Raw genomic sequence first — 4,166 nt, forward strand, 5'->3', positions numbered from 1 at the left:
AGGGCATGGCGGCGCCCGCCGCGCCGAGGCGGCCCCTGGCGGCACCGCGCAGGCATCGAAGTACGGTCCAGTACGACGATGCCTGCGCGGCACCGCCAGGAACCACCTCGATCACGACGGCCATCCACCGACCCTATTCGCGCGCCCTCTATTGCTGCCCGCGCGGGTCGATGTACTCGCCGACGGGCGTGTCCGCCACGGCACCGAAGGCTGTGTCGCCCGCGGTGTCCGCGAGGTTCTGCGCCGAGTCCGTTGCGGTGCCCGCGAGGTCCTGACCGGCACCGCTTGCCGTGTCGGCGTAGCCCTGGGCGGTGTCGCCCAGGTTCTGCGCAGAGTCGGTGGCGTTCTGCTGGGCGTCGCCGAGATCCGTCCCGGTCAGTTCGCTCACCTTCTCCGTCGCGCCGGACAGTAGCTCGGCTGCCTTCTCCCGGACGGCGTCGAACAAGCCCATGATTGAGCCCTCTCTGTCGCAGAATGTGATGATTCGGACACTACCGGCAAATGGGGTCGCATGCCACCTTGTGCTCCCGTCCGGCGTGCCCGGATCGGGTGATTGAATGCGCCCACCGCGCCCATCCGAGGGCGCCTGACAACGGAGGTCACGTGGCCGACGCGACAAGGGACATCGAGCGCATCTACTCGACGCCGGACGTGGTGGCGAAACTGCGCCGCCTCGCGGACGCGCTGGAGTCCGGGACGTCGTTCCGCATCCAGATCGCCGGGGAGCGGTTCCGGGTCCCGGCGCGCGCCGAGTTCTCCATCGAACACGAGCGGGGCGACGGCGAGGAGGAGGTCGAGTTCCAGCTGAAGTGGAAGCTCGACTCGGAGGACGACGACGCCGACGACGAGGCCGTCGTCTAGGCGATCACGTCTGGGGAATCACGACGACTTTGCCCTTGACGCGGCCGTCCCGCAGGTAGGTGATCGCCGCGGGGAGGTCGCCCAGCGCGAACGTCCGGTCGACGGCCGGCGTGAGCTTGCCGTCCGCCAGCAGTGCGGACAGTTCCTCGAGCTCCGCCGGCCGCACGATCGAGAGCGGTGCCCGCAACGTCTGGCGGGTGAACGGGTTGCGGGTCTTCATCGCGAGGTTCCGGTCGACTCCGGCGGCCCAGCGGCCGCCGTCCTCGGTGCCGATGGCCACCAGTGTGCCCCGCGGCGTGAGCAGTGCGCGCAACGCCGGGATCGGCCGGTGGCCCGCGATGTCGAGCACCATGTCGTACTCGCCGGTGAGCGGTTCCTTCGTGTAGTCGATCGTCGCGACCGCGCCAAGCGACCGCACGAACTCCACTTTGGACGTACTGCACACGCCGGTCACGGCCGCACCGAACGCCGTCGCGAGCTGCACCGCGAAGGACCCGACCCCGCCGCCCGCGCCGATCACCAGAACCCGTTGTCCCGCAATGACTCCGCGCAGCGCGGTCAGGGCGGTGCACGCCGAGACGGCAACCGCCGCAGCCTGCTCGAAGGTCACGTTGGCGGGCTTGTGCAGGAGTGTCTTCGCCTTGCCGACGGCGTGTTCGGCGAACGCGGCGTCGCAGATGCCGAACACCTCGTCGCCCGGCCGGAGCGTGGTCACGCCAGCGCCGACCGACTCGACGACACCCGCGACGTCCATGCCGACCACCTTCGCGCGCGGTCTGCGCACCCCGAAGTAGAGGCGGCCGAGGTAGGGGAGGCCCGTCAGCGCGTGCCACGCACCCTGGTCGACACCGGCCGCGCGGACGCGGACGAGTACCTCGCCCGCGCCAGGGGAAGGGGTGTCGACCTCGCGCGACTCGAGCCCGTCCGGGCCGCAGTAGTCATCCCGCGCCATCGCTTTCATGGTCATTCCACCGTTCTGAGGATCTGTTCGATCGCGGTCGCACGCGAGCGGAGTTCCGCGAGGTCCGCTGCGGAACGCTGCTGCGCGTCGAGGGTGTTCTCGGCGAGCTGTTCGTAGCGGCGCACGAGCTGGCGCAGGCTGTCCTCCTGCTCGGCGACGAGCTTCGCCTTGCGCAGGTCCAGGAACGTCGAGAAGGCGCCGCCGATCAGGATGATCACGACGACCATGACGCCGAGAAGGATGATCGCCTGCGGCCAGGTGGTGTCGTCCGCGGCCAGGTACGTCACGTCTGCTCCTTGCGTGGTGGGGTGATGGTCGCGGCCGCGGCGGCGAGCGTCGCCGCGGTGAGCCGCACGTCGAACCCGGTGACCTCGAAGTACTTCATCGCCTTGCCGTCCCCGGACAGCTCGAGGTTGCCGGTGACCACGCCTGCCGCCTCGAGTCGCTGCAGGTGCATGTGGAGGAGGGGGCGGCTGATCCCGATCTCGCGGGCCAGCTGGCTCACGTACTGCCGTCCCTCTGCGAGCCGCGCGACGATCCGCAGCCTGATCGGGTTGGCCAGCGCGGCCAACATCTCGACCAGCTCATCGCCCGTCATGACTCTCCTACACCTGTCAGAAATTACTTACAGGTGAAAGGTTAAGCCGTCACCGGACGGCGTCGCAATACCGTTGACGGAGTGTGGTCAGTCGCGTACCCAGAGGTCGCGGTTGCCCGCGATCAGGACGCGCCCGTCGGCGAGCGTGGCGGCCGCCGTCGGCGGGAACTCGGTGCAGTCGAGCTCGCCGCGGTCGAACGGTCCGCCCTCGGCACCGGCCCACACGACCCCGCAGTAGGTCTCGCGCGCACCGGGGGAGTATTTGCCCACCTGGTCCCGGACCCCGACGAGGACGAGCGCGCCCGAATCGTCGACGGTCGCGGCGACGATGCCGCCCTCACCCATCGACGCGGTGTCCCGCGCGGTCCATGTCGTGCCGTCCTCGCTGGACAGCCACAGTGGACGGTCGGGGCCGTTCGGGTTGCCGACGGTGCCGACGGCGTGCCAGGTGGCACCTACCTCGCCGACGGGAACTCGACCGCGTCGCGCACCACCGAGAACCCGGCGGCGTCCTGGTCGCTGCCCGCATCCGGTTCGTCACCGCAGGCGGTGAGCAGGAGCAACACGGCCGCCGCCAGGATTCCGCGCATGCCGCGAATTCTGGCAGACGGGGATTTCCGTTGATCCGGTAACGGGTTCGTGCGGGCGGCCGAATGACTCGTCATGATTGAGAACCCGACGCCGGGTCTTTCTATGGTGCGTGGTGATGTGCCGGTTACCGTCACACGCGAAGAACACCACCAGCGCGCACTGTCGCGCTACACCGTTGCCCATGGCGGGGAACGGCGCATCGCCGCCGAGCTGGTGTGGTGCACCATCGCTGCCGGCAAGTACAAGGGGAAACGCGGCATCGAGGTCCGCGTCGACGGGCACCGCGTCGGTGAGCTGACGCACATGATGGCGCAGCGCTACGCCCCGCTCGTCGAGCAGGGCGGCCGCGTCGGCTGCGAAGCCACCGTGACCCGCGACGAACGCGGCCTCCAGGTCACGCTCCTCCTGCCACCCAACGCGAACACCGCGCTTCTCGCGCCGACACCGAGCGCCGCCGAACCACCGACGGAACGCTTCGCCCCCGTCCGGCCCATGCCCGTCGCCGCCGTCGCCACGGCGCGGAAGCCGGTCGTCTTCGGCTGGCAGAAGCCGTTGGGAATCGTCGCGGTCGTGGTCGCCTTCATGGTCCTCCTCGGCGTGCTCTTCGGCGGCAACGACGACGACCAGCCGACGGACACCGCGGCAGGGGAGACCGCCATCACGACGACCTTCGATCCGCCGCCGACCACCACGACAACGACGACGACCACCACCACGACCACCACCACCACGACTCCGCCGCCGCCACCGCCGCCGCCCGCGGTCGTCGCGCCGCCGGTCACGGAGGAGCCCGTGGCGGAGCCGCCTCCGGCACCCGCGCCGCCGCCGGTGGCCGAACCCGAACCACGGTCCGGCTGCGATCCGAACTACACCGGGTGCGTGCCGATCGCGAGTGACGTCGACTGCGAAGGCGGCAGCGGCAACGGTCCCGCGTACGCGTCCGGCCCGGTCCAGGTGATCGGCAGTGACATCTACGACCTAGACAGAGACGGTGACGGCACCGCCTGCGAGTAAGAGGGCGCGCGAACAGGGCATGGCGGCGCCCGCCGCGCCGAGGCGGCCCCTGGCGGCACCGCGCAGGCATCGAAGTACGGTCCAGTACGACGATGCCTGCGCGGCACCGCCAGGAACCACCTCGATCACGACGGCCATCCA

At 70.1% G+C, this 4,166-nt stretch carries 8 protein-coding genes; 2 read left to right on the top strand and 6 right to left on the bottom strand.

Translation table 11 applies throughout. From position 1 onward, the window contains the following. Positions 1-148: 148 nt before the first annotated feature. Complete coding sequence (locus WBA97_RS09185; protein WP_424230302.1) at positions 149-451, bottom strand: hypothetical protein; 303 nt, start codon at positions 449-451, stop codon at positions 149-151. A gap of 152 nt (positions 452-603) precedes the next feature. Here WBA97_RS09185 and WBA97_RS09190 point away from each other — a divergent pair, with 152 nt between their 5' ends. Continuing rightward, positions 604-861 (top strand): amphi-Trp domain-containing protein, encoded by a 258-nt coding sequence (locus WBA97_RS09190; RefSeq protein ID WP_424230303.1) that lies wholly within the window; start codon positions 604-606, stop codon positions 859-861. A gap of 4 nt (positions 862-865) precedes the next feature. Here the strand turns inward: WBA97_RS09190 and WBA97_RS09195 are convergent, their stop codons facing one another. The 5 genes from WBA97_RS09195 to WBA97_RS09215 form a co-directional block, all read right to left on the bottom strand. Beyond that, positions 866-1,813, bottom strand: coding sequence for an NAD(P)-dependent alcohol dehydrogenase (locus WBA97_RS09195; protein ID WP_424230304.1), 948 nt, complete (start codon positions 1,811-1,813; stop codon positions 866-868). An 11-nt stretch (positions 1,814-1,824) separates the two neighbouring features. Continuing rightward, positions 1,825-2,109: a hypothetical protein gene (locus tag WBA97_RS09200; protein WP_424230305.1), complete on the bottom strand. Its 285-nt coding sequence runs from the start codon at positions 2,107-2,109 to the stop codon at positions 1,825-1,827. Then, on the bottom strand, positions 2,106-2,420 hold the full coding sequence (locus WBA97_RS09205; RefSeq protein ID WP_424230306.1) for an ArsR/SmtB family transcription factor: 315 nt from the start codon (positions 2,418-2,420) through the stop codon (positions 2,106-2,108). Before WBA97_RS09205 ends, WBA97_RS09200 begins: the two co-directional genes overlap by 4 nt. Positions 2,421-2,507: 87 nt before the next feature. Beyond that, positions 2,508-2,765, bottom strand: coding sequence for a hypothetical protein (locus WBA97_RS09210; RefSeq protein WP_424230307.1), 258 nt, complete (start codon positions 2,763-2,765; stop codon positions 2,508-2,510). Positions 2,766-2,875: 110 nt separating this feature from the next. Beyond that, the gene (locus tag WBA97_RS09215; protein WP_424230308.1) at positions 2,876-3,010 is read right to left on the bottom strand and encodes a hypothetical protein; all 135 of its coding nucleotides are present in this window, start codon (positions 3,008-3,010) and stop codon (positions 2,876-2,878) included. A gap of 118 nt (positions 3,011-3,128) precedes the next feature. On the opposite strand from WBA97_RS09215, the gene WBA97_RS09220 reads away from it, so the two are divergent. Then, complete coding sequence (locus tag WBA97_RS09220; RefSeq protein ID WP_424230309.1) at positions 3,129-4,025, top strand: hypothetical protein; 897 nt, start codon at positions 3,129-3,131, stop codon at positions 4,023-4,025. Positions 4,026-4,166: the final 141 nt, after the last annotated feature.

The organism is Actinophytocola sp., assembly GCF_049647105.1.
Lineage (GTDB): Bacteria > Actinomycetota > Actinomycetes > Mycobacteriales > Pseudonocardiaceae > Actinophytocola.